We start from the raw sequence: 24,539 nt of genomic DNA on the forward strand, positions 1-24,539 counted from the left end.
TCAAAAGAATGACGGAGAATAACAGGTTCAACGGCTAATGAAAGAATCTGGCTGGTTAACATTCTGATAACCGGGAACACTGCTACGCAGTGCGCTCATCGGATCTGATCCGATTTTTGACAAACCATTCAATTCAAGTTGTATGAATAATCCGGTGGTAGTACGTGTCGAGGAAGTCGGCGTGCGCTGGCCGACCAGGCGGAAAACCCAGCAATCCGCCTTATATTCAAGCCCGATCAAGCTTTGTCCGACGGTTTTTTCTTGCAAGGAATAACTGACGCGGCCGACGCCATACCAGCGCTTTGTCAAAGGCCATTGGGCGGACAGGTCGAACTGCTTCAGGTATCTATTCTGCAGATCGAGCGGATCGACGTTGGTGTGATCCAGCTGATAGGAGAAATTGATGACTTGTTTCGGGCCCGGCTGCCATTTGATGGTGGAGCCGGCGCGCACCCATTGATTATTGCTTTGGCTGTATTGAATGGTGTTGTCAACGCCAAGCGTCGGCGTGACCTGGCCACCCGCCATCAGCAACAGATCCGAACGACTGGTGGTAATGGTGTCGGTCGGGTTCAACGCCACACGCGGCTGGGTGAAATATATGCGCTGACCAATACCCAGACGCAAGCGCTCCAAACCAGATTCCTCGATAAAGCGAGAAGTCACGGCAGCAGTCAATTGATTGGCATCGCTGATGCGATCATGGCCGCTATAGCGGTTTTCAGTAAAAATCTGCGCGAAATTGAAGTCCGCAGCGCCGCTGTCGAACAACGGAAACTGGCTTTGGTCATGATACGGCGTACGCACATAGAACAGACGCGGCTCCAGCGTCTGCGTCATCTTGTTACCGAAGAACTTGGCGTCACGCTCGAAAATCAAACCAGTATCCAACGAGAACGTCGGCAAAACCCGGCTGAAATCGTTGCCCAAAGACACAGGATTAAGTACACCCGGTACGGCAGTCGGTGTATTCGGCAGGCCAAATTTATTCGGCGTGATGCTATAGGCCGTTGCGTCCAACTGGATCTTCGGTGTGATGAAATATCCTGGTCGAATGATAGGATAAGACAGTTGCGGATTAATGTAGATCCGCTCTCCTTCCAACGGCAACAAAGTGCTGCTGGTCAACGAGGTGCTACCCACCGGAAAACTACTGGCTGACGGGAAGTCATACTGGGTATTTCTGAAACGCGCATATTGCGCGTTGACTGCCCAGTCAAAACCGTAAATATCCTGCTTGCCGGCGGTAAGAGTGACTTGCGGCATACGGTCATACGGACGGCTAAGTGTAGGTTGCCCAGCAGAATTAAAATCCTGCAATATCTGATAGCGTGACGCCAGCGCCGCTACACTCCAGAAAGATCCACTGTAGTTCAAATCGAATTCCCGGTTCAAAGTCCGCAGCGAACTTTGAGTAATCGAACGCGTAAAATCGTCGGGATAATTATTATCCGAAGCAAAATTGACGTTCCAGCCCATCGTCAAACCAGGCATCAGCGTCTGCGAATGGATCGACTGCACGGCATAACGATTAGTCTTGGTCAGCTTGTCATCTGGCAAATATTCCACTTTGGTCTGACCGCTATATCCCACGCCCACGTAACGCGCATCCGCTCCCATTTGCAGACCACGCTGGGTGATGATGTTGGGATAGACCGTCAAGTCGCGATTCGGAGCGATATTGAAGTAATAAGGAAGATTGAATTCCAGCCCGCCATTATTGGTGGAACCGATAATCGGAGGCAATACGCCAGACTGGCGGTCGCCCGTCAGCGGAAAAGACATGATCGGCGAACCGAGTATAGGCACACTCTTGAAATAGACAATGCCATTGTGCGCAATCCCTTCTCCCAAGCCACTGTCAATATCCAGCGTACTCGACTTGACGTACCAGTCTGGTTTGGTGCCGGGACAGGTGGTATAGGTGCCCTTGATGATTTCCGACCGGTCTTCATCAAGAAAATTGATACGATCGGCTTTGCCGTGGCCGTCATTGGCCTGGAACCAGTAAGTCGGATTGGTCAGGAATCCTTGCCCGGAATCCATATTCAACTGCAGATCGTCGCCGGTGTACCTGTCGCCATAGCGATTCATGCGTACGCAGCCATGGGCTTCCGCCTCGTTCTCGACAATGTGGTAGACGCCTTTGTTGGATTTGACATTGGTTCCGCCACGCGTCATGTCCACGTCGTTATCCAGATTGAGCAAACGATCCGGACGCCCGGTCATCTGTTCCGCCTCTACCGTAGTCGGCGCGTCGGTGTCGTTGACGCGCGGCTGCTTGGGTTTCGGCTGATTGGCTTGTGCATCCGGGATGACTGGCGTGGTCACCTCGACAGCCTGAGCCCAAGCCCACATCGGCATTGATACCGTAGCAATGACCGAAGCCACCAATACAGTCATGCGCCGCAAGGCAGGCAATTGGAATGTGGCCTGGCCAAGCCGGCTGCGGCCTGAGCATGACTGGGAAGACTTGGAAAGCGCTGAGGAGGACCGGGTCATGAAATGAATTTGGCAAACACCATAGCAGGCGATTTTTTGAAATTAATCCCTTATTATATGGGAACTCACCACCAACAGCCGTTTTACTGGATTGCTTAATGTCTTTATCACAGTCTGCCCCCGTTTTACCCGATTTGCGCCAGACTCAAATTGTCGAATGGCTAACTGCACTCACGAGCATTCCCACCTTGCCTGCGACGCTGCGACCCGCTTCTGCCGACGCCAGTTTCAGGCGTTATTTCCGCATCGACGCAGTCGATGGCCGCACCCTGATCGTGATGGATGCGCCGCCGCCGCAAGAAGATGTCAAACCCTTCATCGAGATTGATGCACTGTTCACCGGCATCGGCCTGTCGGTGCCCGATATCCTCGCGCAAGATGTCGAACGCGGCTTCCTGCTGCTGTCCGATCTCGGCTCCGTCACCTATCTGCAGCAACTCAATAGCGATGACAGCATAGATAATGCGCACAAGCTATACATGGACGCGATAGATGCCTTGGTATTACTGCAAACCAAGAGCCAACCGGATGTGCTGCCGGAATATGACCGCGCCTTCTTGTTGCGAGAATTGCAAATATTCCCTGAATGGTATCTAGGCAAGCATCTGAACGCGCCCCTCAGCGACCAGCAAAACGCCGATCTCGACAAGGTGTTCGACGCCATCCTCGCTAACACCCTGGCGCAGCCGCAGGTATTCATCCACCGCGACTATCATTCGCGCAATTTGATGGTGCTGCCAAACGGCAATCCCGGCGTGCTGGATTTCCAGGGCGCGCTGTATGGCCCCATTACCTACGATATCGTTTCATTGCTGCGCGACGTCTATATTCAATGGAGCGAAGCCCAGGTGCTTGACTGGCTGATCCGCTATTGGGAACGCGCCAAGCGCGCCGGCCTGCCGGTGGCGCCGGATATCGACACCTTCTACCGCGATTTCGAATACATGGGCTTGCAGCGGCACCTGAAAATCCTCGGCCTGTTCGCGCGCCTGCATCACCGCGACGGCAAGGAAGCCTATCTGAAAGACATCCCCCTGGTGATGGACTATGTTCGCAAAACGGCCTTGCGCTACCGTGAATTGATCCCGCTAGTGCGCTTGCTGGACAAGCTGGAAGACAAAACAGTGCAAGTCGGCTATACCTTCTAACAGCAATTCGAATAAAGCCTCCATGAAAGCAATGATTTTTGCCGCCGGCCGCGGCGAGCGCATGCGCCCGCTGACCGACACCACCCCCAAACCCCTGCTCAAGGTCCGTGGCCGGCCGCTGATCGTCTGGCACATCGTCAACCTGGTGCGTGCCGGCATCACCGAGATCGTCATCAACCATGCCCACCTCGGACAAATGATTGAAGACACGCTCGGTGACGGCAGCAAGTACGGCGCCACCATCAGCTACTCGCCGGAAACCGTGGCGCTGGAGACGGCAGGCGGCATCGCCAACGCCCGCCACCTGCTCGGCGAACAACCGTTCGTGGCGATCGCCGGCGATATCTACTGCCCGCACTTCGACTTCGAACAGGTCAAGAATACGCTGGAAGACAACGACCTCTGGGGCCAGCCCTACCCGCTCGACAAGCGCGATGTGGCCTGGCTGTTCCTGGTAAAAAACCCGGCCCACCATCTCCAAGGCGATTTCGCGCTGCACAGCTTTTCGCTCAGCAATGAAGGCGAGCCACGCCATACGTTTTCCGGCATCGGCGTGTATCGCCCCGAAATGTTTGACTCCGTCAGCCCCGGCCAGCAGGAAAAGCTGGTGACGCTGCTGCGCGAATACGCAGCACGCGGCCAGATCGGCGGCGACGTCTATCGCGGCGAATGGACCGACGTCGGCACCATCGAACGCCTGAATCAATTGAATGCGCCGCTCGTACCGCGCTAATCTTTTACCGAAAGATGCCAGCATGACTCCTTACAGTACACGCCGCAGCAAACTGATTGCACAAATGCAGGCCATGGGTGGCGGCGTCGCCATCATCTCCACCGCGCCGGAAGCGATGCGCAACGCCGATTCCGACTTCCCCTATCGGCATGACAGCAGCTTTTATTACCTGTCTGGTTTCACTGAACCTGACGCGGTCATCGTGCTGGTTGCCGGCAAAGATCCCAAGGCTATCTTGTTTTGCCGCGAAAAGAACCTGGAACGGGAAATCTGGGACGGCTTCCGCTTCGGCCCCGACGCTGCGCGCGAGCAGCTCGGTTTCGACGCCGCCTTTGCGATCGGCGATATCGACGCTGAAATGCCGAAACTGCTGGCCGACGCGCCGTCGATTTTTTACTCGCTCGGCAAGCAAGCCAAGCGCGATGCGCAACTGCAAGGCTGGATCGACAAACTCGGCGGCCAGGCCCGCATCGGCGTCAGCGCGCCGGCAACCATCCACGGCCTCGACCCGTTACTGGCGGAAATGCGCCTCTTCAAAGATGCAGGCGAACACGCGATCATGCAACGCTCCGGCAAGATCGCTGCCGGCGCCCACAGCCGTGCGATGCGCATGGCGCGTCCCGGCCTGCGCGAATATCATCTGGAAGCCGAACTGCTGCATGAATTCCGCACCCACGGCGCAGAATCGCCGGCCTACACCTCGATCGTCGCCACCGGCTCCAACGCCTGCGTGCTGCACTACCGCGCCGGCAACACCGAGCTGAAAAACGGCGACCTGGTATTGATCGATGCCGGCTGCGAATTCGAAAGCTACGCTTCCGACATTACCCGTACTTTCCCCGCCAACGGCGTCTTCTCCGGTCCGCAAAAAAACCTGTACGAAATCGTGCTGGCGGCGCAACACGCAGCGATCGCGGCAACCCGTCCCGGACAACGGTTTATCGACGGCCATAACGCAGCCTTGCGCGTGCTGGCGCAAGGCATGCTGGATACCGGCCTGCTCGCCAAGGACAAGGTCGGCACGCTTGACGACGTCATCGCCAATGGCGACTACCGCCAGTTCTACATGCATAGCACCGGTCACTGGATCGGTCTTGACGTGCATGACGTCGGCGCCTACCGTGAACCGGGCGAAGCCGCGCTGCAAGGCCAGCAAAAACCATGGCGCAAGCTGCAGCCGGGCATGGTCACTACGGTTGAACCCGGCATCTATGTGCGGCCGGGAGAAGGCGTGCCCGAGCAATTCTGGAACATCGGTATCCGTATCGAAGACGATATCCTGGTGACCGCCGACGGCAACCTCAACCTGACCAGCGACGTACCGACCTCGGTGGCCGAAATCGAAGCCTTGATGCGCAAGTGAGCCCAGGCTTGCGAACAGACGGCAATGCCGTGCATGCACTGCTATCATCAGGACTATGACGACTATGACAATTGCTACTCCCACTATCGTTGTGTTCGATCTAGGCGGCGTCCTGTTCGACTGGAATCCGGATTACCTGTTTCGCAAGCTGATCGCCGATGAAACGGAGCGTAAGTGGTTCCTCGCCAACATCTGCAACGGCGAATGGAATATTCAGCAGGACGGCGGCCGCTCGCTGGCTGACGCAACCGCCAGCCTTAGCGCTCGCCATCCGGAATACGCTCCACTCATCACGGCCTTCTATGCACGCTGGACCGAAATGCTTGGCGGCACGCTGGCACCGGGCATGGCGATTTTCGATGCACTGGAAGCAGGCGGCGTGCCCTTGTTCGCCTTGACCAACTGGTCCGCAGAAACTTTCCCTTACGCCCGCAGCAATGCCCCATTCAAGCCGGTCCTGCAGCGCTTCAAGGACATCCTGGTGTCGGGCGAAGAACAACTGATCAAACCGGATCCGCGCATCTATCAACGCATGCTGGAACGCATACGTGCGCATTATCCGCAGGCCCAGCCAGCGCACCTGATCTTTATCGACGACGTCGAGCGCAATGCGCTCGCCGCGCGTGCGCTCGGCTGGCGCGCCATTCATCACACTGATCCGGCGGCAACTGCCGCACAGTTGCGTGATTGGGGGCTGCCGGTATGAACCAGAACACGCATCTGCACAATGGCACCGATGTCGACATCGCCATCTGCGGCGCCGGTCCGATTGGCCTGAGCCTGGCAGCGTTGCTGATCAAACGCGGCGTTGCGGCGGCGCGCATCGCCCTGATCGACGCCAAGACGATTGAACAGGCGCGCCAGGATCCGCGCTCGCTGGCGCTGTCCTATGGCAGCAGCCAGATCCTGCAAGAGATTACCGCTTGGCCGATTGCAGCGACGGCAATTCATCAGATCCACGTCTCGCGCCGCGGCCATTTCGGCCGCACGCTGATTCAACGCGACGAATTCCATCTGCCAGCGCTTGGTTACGTCACCCGCTACGGCACGCTGATCACCGCTTTGGCTGCGTTGCCGGCTTTAGCTGATGTCCGCTTGCTGCGGCCGCTGCAGGTTAACGCCAGCGTCGAACATGAAGAAAGCGTCGAACTGCAGCTATCGGATGGCAGATCCCTGCGCAGCAAATTGCTGGTGCAGGCCGAAGGCGGCGTTTTCGGTGCGCAAGGCGGCAAATCGTTGCAACGCGATTACCAGCAAGTCGGCATCGTGGCACATGTCCAGGCCAGCGCGCCAATTGCCCATCGCGCCTTTGAACGTTTCACCGACCAGGGGCCATTAGCGCTGCTGCCGCAGGATGACGGACATGGCAACAACTATGCTCTGGTCTGGTGCGTCCGTCCCGATACTGCCAGCGCCTTGCTGGCGCTGGACGACGCCGAATTCTTGAACGCGCTGATGCAAGCGTTCGGCGGCCGGCTTGGACGGTTTATGAAGACTTCGCCGCGCAACAGTTTTCCGCTCGGACTCAATGCGCGTCCCGCGACATCGGCCAGAACCGTGGCAATCGGCAATGCCGCACAAACCCTGCATCCTGTCGCAGGCCAGGGCCTGAACCTGGGCCTGCGCGATGCGACCGTATTGGCGCGCATGTTGGCCGCTGACCTGTCGTCAAAGACATTGCTGCAGTTTGCCGCCGCCAGGCAATCCGACCGCAGCATCACAATACAGTTGACCGACATCATGGCGCGAATTTTCGCCAGCGCGCCGGACGGCGCCTTGTCGCAAACCCTGCTGGGCCTGTCGCTGGGGCTGGTGGACGTGGTCAAACCGGCTCGCCGTCTGCTGGCGCAGCAAATGATGTTTGGCAGACGCTGACTAAGAGGCTGTTGCGAACACAGATGGCTAGGCGCGCCGACGAAGACAGTACGAGCAGTACGGCCAGGAGGGTGTAGCAGGGGTTTCAGACGACATTGTCGTCTGCCTGCGGAACGACCCTGGCTTGCAAGCCAGGGTGCCCCCTGCAAGGGCAGCAACGCCAGATGTGTTCGCAACAGCCTCTAAGACCCTTCATCTCAATAAAAAAGCCGCGCCGGTGTTATGAACTGGACCCCAAAAGTTGGTGCCCAACTAATTGGGGTCAGTTCAGTTACCTGGCGCGGCTTTTTGACAAGAGCGGTCACTATTTAATCAACCGCCTTCACCATATCTTCAATCACCTTCTTGGCGTCGCCAAACACCATCATGGTCTTGTCCATGTAGAACAACTCGTTGTCGAGTCCGGCATAGCCAGAGGCCATAGAACGCTTATTAACGATCACGGTCTTGGCTTTATAGACTTCCAGAATAGGCATGCCGGCGATTGATGATTTCGGATCCTTGGCGGCCGGATTGACGACATCGTTGGCGCCCAGCACCAGCACCACGTCGGCCTGGGCGAATTCACCGTTGATATCCTCCATCTCGAACACTTGATCGTAAGGCACTTCGGCTTCCGCCAACAAGACGTTCATGTGGCCAGGCATGCGTCCCGCCACCGGGTGGATTGCGTATTTGACGATGACGCCCTTTTGGGTCAGCATCTCAGTCAGTTCCTTCAACGCATGCTGAGCCCGCGCCACAGCCAGGCCATAACCAGGCACGATGATGACGGTTTCGGCATTACCCATCAAGAAAGCCGCATCGTCGGCAGAGCCGGATTTGACCGGCCGCTGCTTGTCTCCGCCGTTGGTCACCGCAGCAGCCGCATCGCCGCCGAAGCCGCCCAGGATGACGTTGAAGAACGAGCGGTTCATGGCTTTGCACATGATGTAAGACAAGATCGCACCGCTGGAACCAACCAGCGATCCGGCGATGATCAGCATCGAATTATTCAGCGAAAAGCCGATGCCCGCAGCCGCCCAGCCAGAGTAGCTGTTCAGCATCGACACCACCACCGGCATATCGGCGCCGCCGATCGGGATGATGATCAGCACGCCGAGGATGAAAGCGATCAGCGCCATCAGGATGAATGGCAGCCAGGTGTTGGTCAGCACGAAAATAATGCCCAGACCGATCATCGCCACCGCCAGCAGCAGGTTGATGAAATGCTGTCCACGGAAACTCACCGGCGCACCCTGGAACAGACGGAATTTATATTTTCCCGACAGCTTGCCGAAAGCGATCACCGAACCGGAGAAGGTAATCGCGCCGACGAAGGTGCCGACGAACAGTTCGATACGGTTGCCGATAGGCAGCGCCTCGCCATGGGCGGCAATCCCGAAAGCCCAGGGCTCAGACACCGCCGCCACAGCAATACACACCGCCGCCAGACCGATCAGCGAGTGCATCGCCGCGACCAGTTCCGGCATCTTGGTCATCTCGACACGTTTGGCCAGCATGGCGCCGATGCTACCGCCGACTACCACGCCACCAGTCACCAGCCAGAAACCGAGACCGGATCCGTGCGATTCCTCTTTCAGCTTGACGATCAGCGCGATTGTGGTCACGACCGCAATCGCCATCCCCGCCATGCCGAATGCGTTGCCACGCCGCGCCGAAGACGGATGCGACAAGCCCTTGAGCGCCTGAATGAAACAGACCGAGGCGATCAGGTATAACAAGGTCACCAGGTTCATGCTCATTGCTGGGCTCCTTCTTTAGCTGCCGGCTTTGCCTTCGGCTCTTTTTTCTTGAACATTTCCAGCATGCGCTGGGTCACCAGGAAGCCGCCGAACACATTGACTGCCGCCAGCGCCACCGCCAGCGTACCGGCGACCTGGCCGACGACGCCCTCGGTCAGACCGGCCGCCAGCATGGCGCCAATGATGATGATGGCGGAGATGGCGTTGGTAACCGCCATCAACGGCGTATGCAATGCCGGCGTAACGGTCCAGACCACGTGGTAGCCGACGTAGATCGCCAGTACGAAAATAATCAGGTTAGTGATGGTGTGCGTGACTTCCATGGTTTCCCCTTGATAGAAGGACTGCGCTGCTGGTTTGGGTAACTAGGCGTGGATCCGATCCAATCCGGCTTAGATTTTCTTGAGACCGGTAATCCGGTTGTTGTCATCGACAAACACCACTTTCGGCACATAGCCGGCTGCTTCTTCATCCGACAGCGGCGCATAGGTGCAAATGATCAGCAGATCGCCCAGATGGGCGCAGCGCGCGGCGGCGCCGTTCAGCGAGATTTCGCCGCTGCCGCGTTTGCCGCGGATGGCGTAAGTCGAAAAGCGCTGGCCGTTGTTGACGTTGTACAACTCGATTTTTTCAAATTCGCGGATGTCGGCGGCTTCCAGCAGGTCTTCATCGATTCCGCAAGAACCTTCGTAATGGAGGTCGGCCTGGGTAACGGTTGCGCGATGAATTTTCGCGCGCAGCATGATGCGTTGCATATCTTGTTTCTCCAATTTACAAAGCTTCCGGCCGCAGCCGGAGCCTTTTACAGCTATTAATTAAAAATTAAAACGGTACTGATGCAAGCGGCCCAGTAGGGGCAGCCTGCGCGTGTAACCTGCTTGCTTCACCTATTTGCGCAGTACTTCACCCGCACTGCACAATAAAGTGGCCGCCACTATATCGTCTTCACGATTTATGACAAGCCCGCCTTCGGCATTGATGATCAGCTTGAGGAAATCCAGCAGGTTGCGTGCATACAACGCCGAGGCGTCGGCCGCCACCAGCGCCGCCAGATTGCCTTCGCCGATAATGTGGACGCCGTGCTTGATGACCGTCTTGCCGCTTTCCGACAAAGGACAGTTACCGCCCTGGTCGACCGCCATATCCAGGATCACCGAGCCTGGCTTCATGGCCTTGACCGTATCTTCGCTGATCAGCACCGGCGCCTTACGGCCAGGTATCAGGGCGGTGGTGATAATGATGTCGGCCTGCTTGGCGCGCTCGTGCACCAGCTCAGCCTGACGCCGCATCCAGTCGGCCGGCATCGACCGCGCATAGCCGCCGACGCCCTGGGCAATTTCGCGCTCTTCATCGGTGATGAACGGTACATCGAGGAATTTCGCGCCCAGCGATTCGATCTGTTCTTTAACTGCAGGCCGAACATCGGATGCTTCGATGACCGCGCCAAGGCGTTTGGCGGTGGCAATCGCCTGCAAACCGGCAACGCCGGCCCCCATGATCAGCATGCGCGCCGCCTTGACGGTGCCGGCTGCCGTCATCAGCATCGGCATGAAGCGTTGGTAGGTATTGGCCGCCATCAGGACCGCTTTGTAGCCGGCGATATTCGCTTGCGACGACAGCACATCCATCGATTGCGCGCGCGAAGTGCGCGGCGCAGCTTCCAACGAAAACGCAGTCAGGCCATGGCTTGCCATAACAGCAATATTGTCGGCATCAAAAGGATTCAGCATGCCGACCACCACTGTGCCGCTTTTCAGCAGAGGCAATTCTTCGGCGCTGGGAGCACGCACCTTGAGTACGGTTTCCATGCCGAAGGCGGCAGCGGCATTGACTACCTCGGCGCCTGCTGCAGCGTAGGCTTCATCGGTAATGCTGGATGAAATACCTGCACCGGACTGCACCACCACCTGATGCTTGGCTGTTACCAGCTTCTTGACTATCTCTGGAGTCGCTGCAACCCGGGTTTCGCCAGGCCGCGTTTCGGCGGGTATGCCGATTTTCATGGTCTTCTCCCACTATGTTAAGAATTCTTTGCTCTGGATCATCCGTACCGCTCGCCGCCTGACAGTCCATGCCAGACGACTGCTCAATCCGGTCCAATTAGCCGTATGGAATCTTACACGGAAAAATTGCAGCCAAACAATCTGAGTCTTGATGTAGGTTATTTATCCTAAAATTAGTACTTTGTTGCAATTCTGGCTAGAATCCCATTCGCCCGGCTGTCCGAAGGCGTCATCCCTGTCTGACTCACTTCTCATTGAAAACCGGCAGGCAAGTTAAAATATCGGATTAACCGAGGAATTTATGACTGACGTTTGGAAACCCTCCGTCACTGTCGCCGCCATCATCGAGCGCGACGGCCGCTTCTTGCTGATAGAAGAAGCAACCAGCGACGGCATCCGCATCAACCAGCCAGCCGGCCATCTCGATCCCAACGAGTCGCTGCTGCAGGCGGTCGCGCGCGAAACGCTGGAAGAAACAGCACACGAATTCACTCCCACCGCACTGGTCGGCATGTATATGGCGCGTTATGTCTCGGCCCGTACCGGCAAAGCGGTCACTTACTTACGCTTCGCCTTCTGCGGCGATCTGGGCGTCCAGCATGACCAGCCGCTGGATCATGGCATTTTGCGCACCTTGTGGATGTCGCGCGACGAAATGGCAGCCTGCGCCGAACGCCACCGCAGTCCGCAAGTGTTGTTGTGCGTTGACGACTACCTGCGCGGCCAGCGTGCGCCTTTGTCCATGGTGAATACCCACCCGAGCGCCTATGGAGTGGAACATGTCGACTAAAAAACGCGTGGTGATCGGCATGTCTGGCGGCGTCGACTCATCGGTTGCAGCCTGGATGCTGAAGCAGCAAGGCTATGAAGTGATCGGCCTGTTCATGAAGAACTGGGAAGACGACGACGATTCCGAGTACTGCTCCACCCGCCAGGACTGGATCGATGCTGTCAGCGTGGCGGACGTGATTGGCGTCGACATCGAAGCCGTGAATTTTGCAGCAGAGTACAAAGATCGGGTGTTCGCCGAATTTCTGCGCGAGTACCAAGCCGGGCGCACGCCCAACCCGGACGTGCTGTGCAATGCAGAAATCAAGTTCAAAGCCTTCCTCGACCACGCCATGAAACTCGGCGCCGACCTGATCGCCACCGGCCATTACGCCCGCGTGCGGCAGGCCCCGTCCGATCCCGGCCGTTTCGAATTGCTGAAAGCGGTCGACGCCAGCAAGGACCAGAGTTACTTCCTGCATCGCCTGAACCAGGCGCAATTGTCGAAAACATTGTTTCCGCTGGGTGAAATCGAGAAAACAGAAGTGCGCAAGATCGCCGAGCAGATCCAGCTGCCGAACGCCAAGAAGAAAGATTCCACCGGCATCTGCTTCATCGGCGAGCGACCGTTCCGCGAATTCCTGAACCGTTACCTTTCCTACAAACCAGGACCGATGAAAACGTCCGATGGCGACGTGGTGGGTGAACATGTCGGCCTGAGTTTCTATACGCTGGGGCAGCGCAAGGGCATCGGCCTTGGCGGCATGAAATCGCACAAGAATGCCGGCGGCGACAGCGATCCCTGGTATGTAGCGCGCAAGGATGTGGAAAACAACACTTTGTACATCGTGCAGGGACACGCCCATCCGTGGCTGCTGTCATCGACCTTGCAAGCCGGCCAACTCAGCTGGGTTGCGGGCGCCGCGCCGCAGACCAGCCACTTGTCGGCCAAGACGCGCTACCGGCAAGCCGATATGGCTTGTGTGTTTGGCAGCCTGCAAGTCGAGACCGCCGAAAATTTCAAGCTCCAGTTCACGGATCCGCAATGGGCCGTGACGCCGGGTCAGTCCGCCGTGCTGTATGACGGCGATGTGTGCCTCGGCGGCGGCATCATCGAGTCGTCCGGCAGCTAAGGCCGGATAAGTACTCCGCAACACCGGTTTTACATCTTCATGGCGTAAAACCGGTCATTTCTACCGTTCTGAGCCGTTCTGGCCAGATCAGACAAATCCAAAATTTTACCCAAACACACTATGTCGTTCAATTGCAACAATAAGTTCCTGCATATTATTGCTGATTACGGAATAGTTAATTTCCATCAATGCCATTTATTGTTATTCCTGAAGCCTCTACACTGAGCTTCATCGATGGGCGCAACACACAAGCAAGCAGCACTGAATCAGCAACGCAAGTGCGCCGCTCACCGAGGCAGGACCCGACGGGCTACAGATACAAATGCCTGTTCCGCCGAGCCCGGTGCTATCTATCAATTTCTTGGAGAAAAAAAATGAATGCCAAACAACTTATCGCTGGTCTCGCCGTTTTAGCCGCCGCCAGCAGCGCTTTTGCCGTTACACCATACCCACCTGAAACACCATTCGTCTCCACCAAGTCGCGTGCAGACGTCCAGGCTGAAGTAGCACAAGCCCAAAAAGACGGCACGCTGAACCAGGCACGCAGCGAATACCCCGTAGTTGCAGCTGCCGGCAAACAAGTTACCCGTGCTGAAGTGGTGAGCCAGATCAGCAAGACAGATCCATCGGTCTACAACGGCAACTAAGCTGTAAAAGACAAAGCGATACTGATTCCGCAATTTAAAGAATCACGCAAAACGCCAGCAATGCTGGCGTTTTGCTATTATTCAGCCATAGTGTTTTGCACCATGACTGCCGGCTGACATAAGCGCCATATAGCGCCCTATCGTTCTCTATCGCGCCAACAGAGCATTACTTTCAGGACTTACGCAAAATCGTTCTGGCAAGACGCATCGACGAAGACAGTACGAGAATTGTACGGCTAGGAGATGCAACGCAGTCAGGGCGGTTTTGCGTAAGTCCTGACTCTCAGACCTCTTTCGTTGTTACACTATTTCAGGTCACCATGCGGTTATCTTCCCTTCCCAAGTCTCCCCTTTCAACCAGCCTGTTGCTGACCTGCTCGCTGGCCATGTTGCTCAGTGGCTGCGCCGATTTCTCAGGTATTTCCCCGCAATCGAAATTATCGGATGGCAGCGCGCTGGCCGCCGGTTCTGCGCTCAGCAAGATTGGCAACGCTGCGTGGCCGACCAGCGCCTGGTGGGAAAATTATCGCGATCCACAACTCAATGCGCTAGTGCAACAAGCAGTAGCCGATAGCCCCAGCTTGAAAATCGCCCAAGCCCGCATCCGCCAGGCATCTGCACTGGCAGGCGTGTCCCGCGCAGCAACCTTGCCTAAGGTTGGCCTTGAAGCCAGCAGTACGCGCGGCCTGTATTCGGAGGAATACATCTTCCCGCCGCCGCTGGGTGGCAGCTGGAACTGGGATAATGAAATCACCGTCAAGGCCAGCTATGACCTCGACCTGTGGGACAAGGACCGCAGTGCGCTCGAATCGGCGCTCGATACAGTCCACGTCAGCGCCGCCGAAGCCCGTAGCGCCCAGTTAAACCTGGAAGTAGCGGTGGTGCGCGGCTATCTGCAACTGGCGACCCAGTTCGCACTGCGCGACGTCGCCAGTGCGACGCTGACGCAACAGACTTCCATCGCCAATATCGCTCAGCGCAAGCTGAACGCCGGTCTTGGCACGCGACTGGAAGTCAGCCAGGCAGAAGCTGCATTGCCTGATGCGCGCAGCAACATCGAAAGAATCGACGAGAACATCGCTCTGCTGCGCAACCAGATTGCCGCCCTGAGCGGTAAAGGCCCTGGCAGCGGCGAGGCGATTCAACGCCCCGTGCTGGCTGCGACGCTGAACGCTGCCATCGATGGCACTGGCAGCCGCGGCAACGCGCAATTGCCGGTCGCCCTGCCTGACAACGTGCCGGCCCACCTGATCGGCCGTCGCCCGGATGTGATCGCGCAACGCTGGCGGGTCGAAGCGATGAGCAAGAATATCGACGTCGCCAAGGCCGCCTTCTATCCGGATATCAATATCTCCGCCTTTATCGGCCTGCAAGCACTCGGCTTCACCAATTTCCTGAGCGCCTCTTCCGGCGTGCGCGGCGCCGGTCCTGCGATTTCGCTGCCGATTTTTGAAGGCGGCCGCTTGCGCGCCAACCTCGGCGCTCAGACCGCCGCACTCGACGGCGCAATTGAAAGTTATAACAACACCTTGGTGCAAGCCTTGCAAAGCGTGGCCGACCAGATCGTCAAGCTGAAATCGGAACAGCAGCAACGCGTACAGTCGGAACAGGCGCTGGCGCTATCGAAGAAATCCTACGAGCTCGCCAAGCGCGGCTACCAAGCCGGCCTGACCGCCAACATCAACGTCATCCAGACCCAGCTGGTGCTGCTGCAGCAACAACTGCGCGTAGCGCAAATCCGCGCCAGCTATCTGGATAGCTGGGCGCAACTGATGCAGGCACTGGGTGGCGGCCTGGGCGACGATCTGCCGCTGCCTGGCGCGACGGAAAACGCCGCCGTGGCCGCAGAAAAATAAACGGCCACCATCATGAGCGACATCGCAAGCCGCCGCCAGTCCTGGCTGCATCATCTGGCGCAAGCAGGCGTCATCTGGATCGACAACCACGGCGAGAATCTGCTGCACGTCAGCAAAATCCTGATCGCGACCATGCTGGCGCTGGGACTATCGCTGCTGTTCGATTTGTCCAAACCCGGCACCGCCATGGTGACCGTGATCATCGTTCTGCAGCCGCGCAGCGGGCTGGTGCTGGCGAAAGGCTTCTACCGCTTCATCGGCACCGTGATCGGCGTCATCATGTCGATCATCCTGGCAGCTTCGTTTACCCAGCAGCCGGTGCTGTTCCTGGCAGCGGGCGCTTGCTGGGTCGCCCTCTGCACCGCCGGCTCGACCATCTTCCGCAACTTCCAATCCTATGCGTTCGTGCTGGCTGGCTATACGCTGGTCATCGTCGGCTTGCCGGCGGCGCTGCAACCTGACCAGGCTTTCGACATCGCCATGACCCGCCTGGCCGAAGTAATGCTGGGTTTGCTGTGCGCCGGCGTGGTCAGCGACGTGCTGTTTCCCAAGCATTTATCGGACGTCTTGCTGCTGACAGTGCGCAAGCGCTTTGCCGACTTCAAAACATTTATTGCACTCGATGAAAGCAGCGCGGTGTCGCGGCCGGTGCGCGAGCGCATGGTGCTGCGCTTTATCGGCGAAGTGATTTCATTGGAAGCCTTGCGTACCTCATCCGTGTTTGAAAGCGCCGCCGGCCATTTGCAAAGCCTGCAGCTGCGCCAGTTGAACAACGCCTTCATGACCGCCTCCACCACTTTCCATTCGCTCGATCAACTGTTCGGCCGCTTGCAAGCCAGCGGCAAGCGCAGCACGCTGAATGCCCTGATGATGGAATACAAGGCAATTGTGCGCGCGCTGTCGAGCCAGGACAGGACGCAATTGAAACAGATCCGCAATGGGCTGCCGCAACGTTTGGTCGCCCTGCGTCGCGCGCTTGCGGCCAGTATCGACAGCGCTGCCAGCGACCCGCTGGATTTCGATTCCGCCACCGAATTGCTGACCAGGTTCGCCGATGAATTACTGATCTATGCCCGCATCCATGCCGTAGTAATCCAGGCCGAAATGCACATGGCGGACGACGTCCAGCTGCCAGCGCACTATGTCGCACGCACCGATCCGACACTGATCTTCACCTCGGCGCTGCGGGCTGCGATCGGCTTCGGTATATCGTCGCTGTTCTGGATCCAGACCGGATGGGTTTCCGGCGCCGACGCGGTGGTCATGGCGACCGTCGTCAGCGCCCTGTTCGCGGCGGCTCCCGCGCCGGTCAAGATTGTGCGGCAGTTCATGATCGGCGCTGCGCTCGGTGGCTTTTTCGGTTTCTTGTCGGCGTATTACCTGCAATCGCAGGCCGAGAATTTCACCATGCTATGTATCGCGCTGGCCCCCTTCATCCTGATCGGCGCATGGCTCACCACTACCCGGAAATATTCCGGCATCGGCACCGGTATTTTGCTGTTTTTCTTTACCTACGCCAGCATCGGCAGCAACTACCAGTTCGACATGCTGGAGCTGCTCAACGGCATGGCTGGCGGCCTGATCGGCGTCGCCATCGCCTCGGTCATGTACCAGATCATCGATCCTTCCGACAGCCGCTGGATCAAGCGCCGCCTGGCGCGCGCCCTGCGCTTCCAGGTGGTGGAAGCCTGCAACCGGCCGCTGCCCGGCCTGGCAGGAAGGTTTGAGAGCGGCACTCGCGACCTGCTCTCGCGCTTTGCCATTACCCATTCTCTGGATAACGAGGACGACCGCGGCATCATGACCTGGCTATTGTCGGTGCTGGAAATCGGCCGCGCCGTGATCCAGCTGCGGCAGGAAGCGCTGAGCGTCGACGATCCGCAGATACACGCCAGGATCGACGACAGCATATACAGCATTGCCCGTCTGTTTTCGCGCCCCAATCAAACCCGCTTGCGGGCAGCGCTGGATTCCGTACTGGCGACGATTGCAGTGTGCAGCGACATGCCAGGAGTGCTGGCCAACCTGCACCTGATGCGCGGCGCCATGCTGGAACGGGTCACCGTGCTGACGCCGGCGGAAACCGTATCCAGGCCCACCACACCTTCTACCGGAAATTGATCATGCCGCGTGAAATCGCACTCTTCGATGCGCTCATCCCTACTTTGCTGCTGGTCTTTATCGGCTGCCTGTTCGTGCAGCTGGCGATCGACTGGCTGTTTACCCGGCTGGGATGGTACCGCTATGTCTGGCATCCCAGCCTGTTCCGCATTGCCCTGTTTTTTTGCATTTTCGGCGGCGCCGGATTGTTGTTGCACGTTGTTTAATCTGCTGTAAAAAATTTGCTCTAAGGTCGACATGAAACCATCCACCATTCTAAAAACCCTGCTGCAGGTCATCATCACGCTATTAGTGGTCCTGATCGCGGTCTTGCTGGCGCGCGCACTGTGGGAGCGCTACATGAATACACCCTGGACCCGCGACGGCCGGGTACGCGCCGATGTCGTCAGCGTCGCCGCCGATGTCTCCGGCATCGTGGTAGCGGTGCCGGTAGCTGACAACAGCTATGTGCACAAAGGCGACCTGCTGATGAAAATCGATCCAGCGCGCTACACGCTGGCGCTGGCGCAAGCGGAAGCGCTGGTAACCGAACGCCGGGTCGGCCTGACCACCAAACAACGCGACGCCGAACGCCGCGCCAAACTGGATGGCGATGTCATCTCCAACGAAAACCGCGAGAATTCCAGCGCCGACGCCTCCGCCGCCCAAGCCTCGTACCAGGCGGCGCTAGTCGCGCGCGATAGCGCCAAGTTGAACCTGGACCGGACCGAAGTACGGGCCACGGTCGATGGCTGGATCACCAACCTGAACGTGCATGCCGGCGACTACGCTCAGGCAGGCGCGCCAAAACTGGCAGTGATCGACGCCAATTCATTTTGGGTTTATGGATACTTTGAAGAGAACAAGCTGCCCTTGATGAAGGTCGGCGACGCCGTCGACATGCGCCTGCTCGGCAGCGAACAAATCATCGACGGCCACGTCGACAGCATCTCGCGCGGCATCACCGACCGCGACAATGCACTTGGCAGCTATGGCCTGGCCAACGTGAATCCAAGCTTCAATTGGGTACGGCTGGCGCAACGCGTACCTGTGCGTATCCATATCGATAAGATCCCGGAAGGCATCACGCTGGCCGCAGGCATGACCTGCACCGTGATCGTCAAGCCTGGACAACGACCGGTGGCAGTTAAAAAATAAAAAGACAGGTTGGATTACGCCTTGCTAATCCAACCTGTCAACTTGATCCGGACTTCAATCCAGTTTCATATCGTCTTTTCTTTAATCCACTCCGGCACCGTTGCATGCTGCGGCTGCCAACCCGGTTCCTTGCGCGCGCCAACCGCCAATACGCGGCTATTCACGTCTCAGGCATACATTAAAATCCCCACACATCGACCGCTGCCGGCACTAGCCGTGATTGCGCCGCATCGCGGATCAATTTAAATTGCGCTTTCAATCCTTGCCTGAGTGATGGCGAGTCGACAACCCATGGCGGCACTATGCGCGCTTTACTTGTTGATAAAAAATGCCCACCTCGATCAATAATATTTGACTTAAAATCAACAGCACTCATTGCTTGCTGATCAAGCATGCATGACAATGCCAAACGGGAATTGTTTCGTTACGGCATCGCATTGTTGCGAAAGCAGCATAAAATTAAAACATATACGTCCATCCCAGGGAGCCGCATGAGCACTGCACAATCACAACATGCCGACCTCAATCAGGCGCCACCGGCCAAACGCATGGTCATGGCGGATCTGGTTGCCGGCCTCTCGATTGCCGGGCTGCTGCTGCCCGAAGCCGTCGCCTATTCCAGTATCGCCAACCTGCCCCCGCAAACCGGGGTGATTGCCTTGTTTGCCGGCCTGCTCTGCTATGGCCTGTTCGGTAGTAGCCGCTTTGCGATTGTCTCGGCGACCTCATCGTCTGCCGCCGTGCTGGCGGCAGCCACTGCGTCCATGTCGAATGGCGACGTTGGCTTGCGCATGACGCTAGCGATCGGGCTGGTGATGATTACCGGGTTGTTTTTCCTGCTGGCGGGACTGGCCCGCATGGGTAGCGTCACCGACTTTATCGCCAAGCCGGTATTGCGCGGTTTCGCCTTCGGCCTGGCGATCGTGATCATCGTCAAACAAGTGGCCAGCGTGGTCGGCGTCCAGCCGGCGCATAGCGACATGACCCGCTTCATTCCGGAAATGCTGGCGCAAAGCGGTCACTGGAACTGGATCAGCGTCGCCGTAATGGCGGCAGCGCTGGCTTTGCTGTTTTTGTTTGCTCAACTGCGGCGGGTGCCAGGCGCCTTGCTAGTGATCGTCATCGGCGTCGCTGCCGGCCAGTGGCTGAACCTGTCTCAGTACGGCGTCGGCCTGGTTGGCAGCATCCACCTGCAACTGGCGACACCGACCTTGCCCATGTTGTCGCGCGCCGACTGGCTGCGCCTGGGCGAACTGGGTTTTGCGATGGGCATGATCTTGTACGCAGAATCATATGGCTCGATCCGCAGCTTTGCCATCAAGCACGGCGATACAGTGTCGCCGAACCGTGACCTGCTGGCGCTGGGCGCCTCCAATCTGCTATCCGGCCTGTTCCATGGCATGCCGGTCGGCGCCGGTTATTCGGCCACATCCGCCAATGAAGCGGCCGGCGCTACTTCGCGCCTGTCGGGTTGGATAGCGGCGCTGGTGATGCTGGCAATCGTGCTGACCTTGTTGCCGGCGATTGCCCTGACGCCGGAACCGGTACTGGCCGCCATCGTGATCCATGCCGTCAGCCATACCCTCAATCCGATGGTGTTCCGTCCTTACTTCCAATGGCGCCGCGATCGCGTGGTGGTGATCGCCTCGGTAGTCGCCGTGTTGCTGCTAGGTGTGCTGGATGGCTTGCTGGTCTCGATCGCCATCAGCATCTTAATGATGCTCAGACAGTTTTCGCAATCGACTATTTCCGTCCTGGGGCAACTGGGCGAGACGCACGATTTCGTCAACATGCGTACCCATCCGGATGCAAAGCCGGTGGCCGGCATCATCATCCTGCGTCCTAACGAACCCCTGTTTTTTGCCAATGCCGAACGGATCCTGAGCCAGGCGCGCCATTCCATCGAAGCCGCGCCGGCGTTGCATACCGTGATTCTCAGCCTGGAAGAATCACCGGACCTCGATAGTTCGAGCCTCGAAGGCTTGCACGATTTTTTCAGTTTCGTCGGCACTAGCGGCCTGCGGCTATTACTGGCCCGACTCAAAGATCCGGTCTACGACATCATGAAGAATGCCGCCGCGCCAGGTTTCCCGGCTGCCTCGCTGAGCGCGCTGAGCGTCGCCGAGGCGGTGCACCTGGCATTGACAGCGCAGCAGCAAACCACACCATCCAACGAAACGATCACGGGAGCATGAGCATGCGCGTACGCTGGAAAATAATGACAATCGCGCTCTATGTGACATGCGCAACATTGACGGTTGGCGCCGCCATGACGGCCAGCGCCGCCGAGATTGCCTTTTCCTCGCAACGCGATTTCACCGAAATCAGCCTGAACATCAAGGATACATACAACGCCAATCCAGATGCGATCGAGCTGGATATCACGCTGAGCCAGGATGCGCAGCAGCGGATGCAGGCCGCCACCAGCGCCGCGCTGGAGCAGGATCTGACAGTAATGATCGACGGCCAGGCAATCAATACTTCGCACGTCCAAAACGTTGTCGACACACCGCAAATGCGCATCGTCATGTCGAGACAAGCCGCTCTGCAACTCCTGCCGAACCTGCTGGGCGGTAACGGTGGCGCAAATCCGCCGGCCGCTCCGCTGCCGCCTGTGCCACCTGTATCGTCCATGCCACCGGCAACCGGCAATCAAGAGCCGCTGTTTGCCATGCCGCCTGTCGAGGCGCAGCCTCAGCAAGTGGTGCCGCCAACGATTTCCGAATCTGCGCCGGATACCAGCATTGCAATGCCAGGAACGGCAGCGGCAGCGCCCGAGCCTGACGCGCCGTCACAGCCAATCATGCCGACACCGCCGATTTCATCGATACCGGCAACACCGCCTGACTTCGGCGCCGCACCTGTGGCAGACCCTGCGCCAACTGCACTGCCGACAGAAGCTGCCATGGCGCCGCGGGTTGTAACAGCCGTCGCGCCGCCGTCGCCAGCCGCTTCCGTACCGGTAATGGCCTCCGCAGTCCCGCAAGTACCACGCTGGGCTGCGGGAGCATGGCTGCCGACCAGCGCTACCCCATCGCCCTATGCCGAAATCTATACCGGCGACGCCGTGGCGATTTCCGGACATGCGCTGAACGCCATCAACTGCAACCAGGCCAGGACGATTGTGCTGGAAAGCACTCCGCAGCAGGTACGGCTGCGAGTTGATAAAAACGGTTCTTGCATCATCAACAAAATAGCAGTCGAACAGCTACGTATTAATCCTTCAGCAACACCAGGCAAGGTAGTGATCTCGCTTTACGCTGAAGGCGACGACATGAACGGCGCTCCTGCCAGTGAGGGCAGTTATCAGCGCAAGCCATAACAGCAGCGCGGGTGGCGCTCGAAAACATGGTTCAGAAATTTCCGATACTATAGCGACTCGCTTGCGTTACTTGCCGAGCGTACACATTGCCAGTCACAGGCGCTGCCGGGAACTCGCTGCCGTTTTGCAGGTCGCAATGCGACCGCCGATCGCATAAGCCGGCTTGATTTTCCGCCTGCCATTGGCCGTTCTGAACCCTGTTTAATTGTCGCTCCATAATGACTGCTCCATGACTATGCAACGTTACTCAATTCCAGCCATTGTGCTGCACTGGCTGGTCGCTATCCTTATCGTTGCGGCCTTTACGCTGGGCCTGACCATGGTTGATATTCCCGGCCTGACGCCAACCAAACTGAAATATTTCTCCTGGCATAAATGGCTGGGCGTGACGGTGTTCGCTCTGGCATGCCTGCGCTTGCTATGGCGCAAGACCAACGGCGCGCCGCCCTACCCGGCCAGCATGCAACCATGGCAGCAAACGGCTGCGCACGGCTTGCACATCTTCTTGTATGTACTGATTTTCGCTGTGCCGCTCTCCGGCTATTTCTACAGCCTGGCAGCCGGCGTGCCGGTGACTTACCTCGGCATCTGGCCGATGCCGGTGCTGATCGCGCCCAATCCGGATCTGAAACCGATACTGAAACTGGTGCACTACACACTCAACATGATCATGCTGGGCGCTGTCTCGCTGCACGTGCTGGCTGCGCTCAAGCACCATTTCATCGACCGCGACGGCGTGCTCAAGCGCATGCTGCCTTAACCACCTATCCCATCAAAGGACACTTCATGTCTGCACGCTTCCTCAATCTCAGCTTACGAACTGCCGCTGTCGGCTTGTTGGCCTTGGGCGCCAGCTGGTCGGCCAATGCCTCGGTGCTGAAACCTGACCTGGCCAAAAGCACCGTCACCATCGTCTTCAAACAGATGAATGTGCCGGTGGAAGCCAAGTTCAAGAAGTTCAGCCCGGCCATCGATTTCAACAGCGCACAGCCGACCGCCGCCAAAGCCAGCGTCGACATCGACATCGCCAGCTTCGACCTCGGCGATCCTGAATACAATAAAGAAACGCTGAAGAAAGAATGGTTCAATGCGGCGCAATTCCCCAAAGCCAGCTTTGTCGCCAGCACCATCAAGGCCAGCGCCGGCGCGCCAACCGGCAGCAAGTACGACGTCAGCGGCAAGCTGACCATCAAGGGCAAGACCACCGATGTCAGTTTCCCCCTGAGCGTCTCTAAACAAGGCGGCGCACAGGTGTTCGACGGCACGTTGCCGATCAAGCGGCTCACCTACAATATTGGTGAAGGCGAATGGAAAGACACCAGCATGGTAGCGGACGAAATCACCATCAAGTTTCATCTTGTAGCGAACTAAGAGGCTGTTGTGAAATTAAGATGGTTAGGCGCGCCGACGAAGACAGTACGAGCAGTACGGCTAGGAGCGGATGGCTGCCCCGACGCAACAACGCCAGGTTAATTTCGCAACAACCTCTAAGACATTATTCCACTGAAAGGATCATCACCAATGAAACTCAAGCTCATCATCGCCTCCCTGCTGGCCGTCAGCGCCGCCAGCGCATTTGCCGCAGCCGACACCTACACCATCGACCCGACGCATACTTATCCGAGCTTTGCAGCCGACCATATGGGTATTTCGGTCTGGCGCGGCAAATTTGAAAAAACCACCGGCACAGTCACCCTGGATCGCGCCGCCAAGACTGGCGCCATCGATATCCATATCGATCCAAGCACCATCGATTTCGGTATGGCCAAACTGAACGAGCACGCGTCCGGCCCGGATATGTTCGACGTCAAGAAATTTCCTGACGTGACCTACAAAAGCACATCGATCAAGTTCGATGGCGACAAGCCGGTTGCAGTCGACGGCGAACTGACCCTGCACGGCGTCACCAAGCCAGTCAAGCTGACCATCAATTCGTTCAAATGCATCATGCATCCGATGCTGAAGCGTGAAGTATGCGGCGCCGATGCATCTGGCGAATTCAACCGCAGCGACTTCGGCATCAGCTACGGCGTGCCGAAATTTGCACCGGAAGTAAAGCTGGCGATCCAGGTCGAAGCAGTCAAGAGCAACTAATCGCAGCGATATCTACCAAGGCGGCCAGCATTACGCTGGCCGCTTTTTTTTTGCGCAACAACAAACCTCTCCTCAGTTCATCCGCCTGTAAC

The 24,539-nt window shown here is 57.8% G+C and carries 23 protein-coding genes; 17 read left to right on the top strand and 6 right to left on the bottom strand.

Going from position 1 to position 24,539, the window contains the following annotated elements; all coding sequences use genetic code 11:
* Window positions 1-27 precede the first annotated feature (27 nt).
* A complete protein-coding gene (locus LT85_RS20520) occupies window positions 28-2,502 on the bottom strand; it encodes an LPS-assembly protein LptD (RefSeq protein ID WP_038492665.1) in 2,475 nt (824 codons plus the stop codon).
* 98 nt (window positions 2,503-2,600) lie between these two features.
* Here LT85_RS20520 and LT85_RS20525 point away from each other — a divergent pair, with 98 nt between their 5' ends.
* The 5 genes from LT85_RS20525 (at window position 2,601) to LT85_RS20545 (ending at window position 7,621) form a co-directional block, all read left to right on the top strand.
* On the top strand, window positions 2,601-3,650 hold the full coding sequence (locus LT85_RS20525) for an aminoglycoside phosphotransferase family protein (RefSeq protein ID WP_038492668.1): 1,050 nt from the start codon (window positions 2,601-2,603) through the stop codon (window positions 3,648-3,650).
* A 22-nt stretch (window positions 3,651-3,672) separates the two neighbouring features.
* Window positions 3,673-4,383: an N-acetylmuramate alpha-1-phosphate uridylyltransferase MurU gene (gene murU / locus LT85_RS20530; RefSeq protein WP_038492671.1), complete on the top strand. Its 711-nt coding sequence runs from the start codon at window positions 3,673-3,675 to the stop codon at window positions 4,381-4,383.
* Between the two features lie 22 nt (window positions 4,384-4,405).
* Window positions 4,406-5,746: an aminopeptidase P N-terminal domain-containing protein gene (locus LT85_RS20535; protein WP_038497001.1), complete on the top strand. Its 1,341-nt coding sequence runs from the start codon at window positions 4,406-4,408 to the stop codon at window positions 5,744-5,746.
* Between the two features lie 64 nt (window positions 5,747-5,810).
* Entirely contained in the window at window positions 5,811-6,452 is a 642-nt protein-coding gene (locus LT85_RS20540; RefSeq protein WP_038497003.1) for an HAD family hydrolase, read from the top strand.
* On the top strand, window positions 6,449-7,621 hold the full coding sequence (locus LT85_RS20545) for an FAD-dependent monooxygenase (RefSeq protein ID WP_038492673.1): 1,173 nt from the start codon (window positions 6,449-6,451) through the stop codon (window positions 7,619-7,621). Before LT85_RS20540 ends, LT85_RS20545 begins: the two co-directional genes overlap by 4 nt.
* A 308-nt stretch (window positions 7,622-7,929) precedes the next feature.
* On the opposite strand, the gene LT85_RS20550 is transcribed toward LT85_RS20545, so the two are convergent.
* The 4 genes from LT85_RS20550 to LT85_RS20565 form a co-directional block, all read right to left on the bottom strand.
* Complete coding sequence (locus LT85_RS20550) at window positions 7,930-9,366, bottom strand: NAD(P)(+) transhydrogenase (Re/Si-specific) subunit beta (protein WP_038492676.1); 1,437 nt, start codon at window positions 9,364-9,366, stop codon at window positions 7,930-7,932.
* Window positions 9,363-9,689 carry an NAD(P) transhydrogenase subunit alpha gene (locus tag LT85_RS20555; protein WP_038492679.1) on the bottom strand — a complete coding sequence of 109 codons (327 nt, stop codon included), beginning with the start codon at window positions 9,687-9,689 and terminating at the stop codon, window positions 9,363-9,365. Before LT85_RS20555 ends, LT85_RS20550 begins: the two co-directional genes overlap by 4 nt.
* A gap of 69 nt (window positions 9,690-9,758) precedes the next feature.
* On the bottom strand, window positions 9,759-10,121 hold the full coding sequence (panD, locus tag LT85_RS20560) for an aspartate 1-decarboxylase (RefSeq protein ID WP_038492681.1): 363 nt from the start codon (window positions 10,119-10,121) through the stop codon (window positions 9,759-9,761).
* 132 nt (window positions 10,122-10,253) lie between these two features.
* Entirely contained in the window at window positions 10,254-11,369 is a 1,116-nt protein-coding gene (locus tag LT85_RS20565; protein ID WP_038492684.1) for a Re/Si-specific NAD(P)(+) transhydrogenase subunit alpha, read from the bottom strand.
* Between the two features lie 301 nt (window positions 11,370-11,670).
* Here LT85_RS20565 and LT85_RS20570 point away from each other — a divergent pair, with 301 nt between their 5' ends.
* The 7 genes from LT85_RS20570 (at window position 11,671) to LT85_RS20600 (ending at window position 19,031) form a co-directional block, all read left to right on the top strand.
* The gene (locus LT85_RS20570) at window positions 11,671-12,159 is read left to right on the top strand and encodes an NUDIX hydrolase (RefSeq protein ID WP_038492687.1); all 489 of its coding nucleotides are present in this window, start codon (window positions 11,671-11,673) and stop codon (window positions 12,157-12,159) included.
* Complete coding sequence (gene mnmA / locus LT85_RS20575) at window positions 12,149-13,270, top strand: tRNA 2-thiouridine(34) synthase MnmA (protein ID WP_038492690.1); 1,122 nt, start codon at window positions 12,149-12,151, stop codon at window positions 13,268-13,270. Before LT85_RS20570 ends, mnmA begins: the two co-directional genes overlap by 11 nt.
* 374 nt (window positions 13,271-13,644) lie before the next feature.
* Window positions 13,645-13,917 carry a DUF4148 domain-containing protein gene (locus LT85_RS20580; RefSeq protein ID WP_038492693.1) on the top strand — a complete coding sequence of 91 codons (273 nt, stop codon included), beginning with the start codon at window positions 13,645-13,647 and terminating at the stop codon, window positions 13,915-13,917.
* A 320-nt stretch (window positions 13,918-14,237) separates the two neighbouring features.
* Window positions 14,238-15,773: an efflux transporter outer membrane subunit gene (locus LT85_RS20585; protein WP_052135359.1), complete on the top strand. Its 1,536-nt coding sequence runs from the start codon at window positions 14,238-14,240 to the stop codon at window positions 15,771-15,773.
* Window positions 15,774-15,785: 12 nt separating this feature from the next.
* Window positions 15,786-17,894 (top strand): FUSC family protein, encoded by a 2,109-nt coding sequence (locus tag LT85_RS20590; RefSeq protein ID WP_038492696.1) that lies wholly within the window; start codon window positions 15,786-15,788, stop codon window positions 17,892-17,894.
* 2 nt (window positions 17,895-17,896) lie between these two features.
* Window positions 17,897-18,100 (top strand): DUF1656 domain-containing protein, encoded by a 204-nt coding sequence (locus tag LT85_RS20595; protein WP_038492699.1) that lies wholly within the window; start codon window positions 17,897-17,899, stop codon window positions 18,098-18,100.
* A gap of 31 nt (window positions 18,101-18,131) precedes the next feature.
* Window positions 18,132-19,031, top strand: a complete 900-nt coding sequence (locus tag LT85_RS20600) for an efflux RND transporter periplasmic adaptor subunit (RefSeq protein WP_038492701.1) — start codon at window positions 18,132-18,134, stop codon at window positions 19,029-19,031.
* A 178-nt stretch (window positions 19,032-19,209) separates the two neighbouring features.
* On the opposite strand, the gene LT85_RS26760 is transcribed toward LT85_RS20600, so the two are convergent.
* Entirely contained in the window at window positions 19,210-19,425 is a 216-nt protein-coding gene (locus LT85_RS26760; RefSeq protein ID WP_156117597.1) for a hypothetical protein, read from the bottom strand.
* 97 nt (window positions 19,426-19,522) lie between these two features.
* Here LT85_RS26760 and LT85_RS20605 point away from each other — a divergent pair, with 97 nt between their 5' ends.
* The 5 genes from LT85_RS20605 to LT85_RS20625 all read left to right on the top strand — a co-directional run bounded on the left by LT85_RS20605 (window position 19,523) and on the right by LT85_RS20625 (window position 24,447).
* A complete protein-coding gene (locus tag LT85_RS20605; protein WP_081992826.1) occupies window positions 19,523-21,226 on the top strand; it encodes a SulP family inorganic anion transporter in 1,704 nt (567 codons plus the stop codon).
* Between the two features lie 23 nt (window positions 21,227-21,249).
* Complete coding sequence (locus LT85_RS25640) at window positions 21,250-22,353, top strand: hypothetical protein (RefSeq protein WP_156117598.1); 1,104 nt, start codon at window positions 21,250-21,252, stop codon at window positions 22,351-22,353.
* Window positions 22,354-22,588: 235 nt separating this feature from the next.
* Complete coding sequence (locus LT85_RS20615) at window positions 22,589-23,113, top strand: cytochrome b (protein WP_038497013.1); 525 nt, start codon at window positions 22,589-22,591, stop codon at window positions 23,111-23,113.
* 26 nt (window positions 23,114-23,139) lie between these two features.
* Window positions 23,140-23,724 (top strand): YceI family protein, encoded by a 585-nt coding sequence (locus LT85_RS20620; protein ID WP_038492704.1) that lies wholly within the window; start codon window positions 23,140-23,142, stop codon window positions 23,722-23,724.
* Window positions 23,725-23,874: 150 nt separating this feature from the next.
* Complete coding sequence (locus LT85_RS20625; protein WP_038492707.1) at window positions 23,875-24,447, top strand: YceI family protein; 573 nt, start codon at window positions 23,875-23,877, stop codon at window positions 24,445-24,447.
* The last annotated feature ends 92 nt before the right edge of the window (window positions 24,448-24,539 follow it).

It is taken from the genome of Collimonas arenae, from assembly GCF_000786695.1.
Taxonomy (GTDB): Bacteria; Pseudomonadota; Gammaproteobacteria; order Burkholderiales; family Burkholderiaceae_D; genus Collimonas; species Collimonas arenae_A.

What these genes read in the sequence shown, in the direction of transcription:
- LT85_RS20520 (WP_038492665.1), bottom strand. Translation starts at nt 2,502, where the DNA reads ATGACCCGGTCCTCCTCAGCGCTTTCCAAGTCTTCCCAGTCATGCTCA.
- LT85_RS20525 (WP_038492668.1), top strand. Translation starts at nt 2,601, where the DNA reads ATGTCTTTATCACAGTCTGCCCCCGTTTTACCCGATTTGCGCCAGACT.
- murU (WP_038492671.1), top strand. Translation starts at nt 3,673, where the DNA reads ATGAAAGCAATGATTTTTGCCGCCGGCCGCGGCGAGCGCATGCGCCCG.
- LT85_RS20535 (WP_038497001.1), top strand. Translation starts at nt 4,406, where the DNA reads ATGACTCCTTACAGTACACGCCGCAGCAAACTGATTGCACAAATGCAG.
- LT85_RS20540 (WP_038497003.1), top strand. Translation starts at nt 5,811, where the DNA reads ATGACAATTGCTACTCCCACTATCGTTGTGTTCGATCTAGGCGGCGTC.
- LT85_RS20545 (WP_038492673.1), top strand. Translation starts at nt 6,449, where the DNA reads ATGAACCAGAACACGCATCTGCACAATGGCACCGATGTCGACATCGCC.
- LT85_RS20550 (WP_038492676.1), bottom strand. Translation starts at nt 9,366, where the DNA reads ATGAGCATGAACCTGGTGACCTTGTTATACCTGATCGCCTCGGTCTGT.
- LT85_RS20555 (WP_038492679.1), bottom strand. Translation starts at nt 9,689, where the DNA reads ATGGAAGTCACGCACACCATCACTAACCTGATTATTTTCGTACTGGCG.
- panD (WP_038492681.1), bottom strand. Translation starts at nt 10,121, where the DNA reads ATGCAACGCATCATGCTGCGCGCGAAAATTCATCGCGCAACCGTTACC.
- LT85_RS20565 (WP_038492684.1), bottom strand. Translation starts at nt 11,369, where the DNA reads ATGAAAATCGGCATACCCGCCGAAACGCGGCCTGGCGAAACCCGGGTT.
- LT85_RS20570 (WP_038492687.1), top strand. Translation starts at nt 11,671, where the DNA reads ATGACTGACGTTTGGAAACCCTCCGTCACTGTCGCCGCCATCATCGAG.
- mnmA (WP_038492690.1), top strand. Translation starts at nt 12,149, where the DNA reads ATGTCGACTAAAAAACGCGTGGTGATCGGCATGTCTGGCGGCGTCGAC.
- LT85_RS20580 (WP_038492693.1), top strand. Translation starts at nt 13,645, where the DNA reads ATGAATGCCAAACAACTTATCGCTGGTCTCGCCGTTTTAGCCGCCGCC.
- LT85_RS20585 (WP_052135359.1), top strand. Translation starts at nt 14,238, where the DNA reads ATGCGGTTATCTTCCCTTCCCAAGTCTCCCCTTTCAACCAGCCTGTTG.
- LT85_RS20590 (WP_038492696.1), top strand. Translation starts at nt 15,786, where the DNA reads ATGAGCGACATCGCAAGCCGCCGCCAGTCCTGGCTGCATCATCTGGCG.
- LT85_RS20595 (WP_038492699.1), top strand. Translation starts at nt 17,897, where the DNA reads ATGCCGCGTGAAATCGCACTCTTCGATGCGCTCATCCCTACTTTGCTG.
- LT85_RS20600 (WP_038492701.1), top strand. Translation starts at nt 18,132, where the DNA reads ATGAAACCATCCACCATTCTAAAAACCCTGCTGCAGGTCATCATCACG.
- LT85_RS26760 (WP_156117597.1), bottom strand. Translation starts at nt 19,425, where the DNA reads ATGCTTGATCAGCAAGCAATGAGTGCTGTTGATTTTAAGTCAAATATT.
- LT85_RS20605 (WP_081992826.1), top strand. Translation starts at nt 19,523, where the DNA reads ATGAGCACTGCACAATCACAACATGCCGACCTCAATCAGGCGCCACCG.
- LT85_RS25640 (WP_156117598.1), top strand. Translation starts at nt 21,250, where the DNA reads ATGACAATCGCGCTCTATGTGACATGCGCAACATTGACGGTTGGCGCC.
- LT85_RS20615 (WP_038497013.1), top strand. Translation starts at nt 22,589, where the DNA reads ATGCAACGTTACTCAATTCCAGCCATTGTGCTGCACTGGCTGGTCGCT.
- LT85_RS20620 (WP_038492704.1), top strand. Translation starts at nt 23,140, where the DNA reads ATGTCTGCACGCTTCCTCAATCTCAGCTTACGAACTGCCGCTGTCGGC.
- LT85_RS20625 (WP_038492707.1), top strand. Translation starts at nt 23,875, where the DNA reads ATGAAACTCAAGCTCATCATCGCCTCCCTGCTGGCCGTCAGCGCCGCC.